This is a genomic window from Mesobacillus maritimus, assembly GCF_023715205.1.
In the GTDB taxonomy this organism is placed as follows: Bacteria; Bacillota; Bacilli; order Bacillales; family Cytobacillaceae; genus Mesobacillus_B; species Mesobacillus_B maritimus_C.
In genome coordinates this window covers 1-255 of the sequence record NZ_JAMBNR010000129.1, presented here as the reverse complement: position 1 = coordinate 255, position 255 = coordinate 1, and the positions used below count along the sequence as shown (strand labels likewise).

Genomic DNA, 255 nt, shown 5'->3' with positions numbered 1-255 from the left:
AAGTACCCGGAGGAAGAGAAAGCAAATGCGATTCCCTGAGTAGCGGCGAGCGAAACGGGATTAGCCCAAACCAGAAGGCTTGCCTTCTGGGGTTGTAGGACACTCTATACGGAGTTACAAAGGAACGGAGTAAATGAAGAGGTCTGGAAAGGCCCGTCAAAGAAGGTAACAACCCTGTAGTTGAAACTTCGTTCCCTCTTGAGTGGATCCTGAGTACGGCGGGACACGTGAAATCCCGTCGGAAGCTGGGAGGAC

The 255-nt window shown here is 52.2% G+C and carries 1 rRNA gene; it reads left to right on the top strand.

The features are described from left to right. Positions 1-255 (top strand): 23S ribosomal RNA (locus M3182_RS25940); the annotation flags it as partial.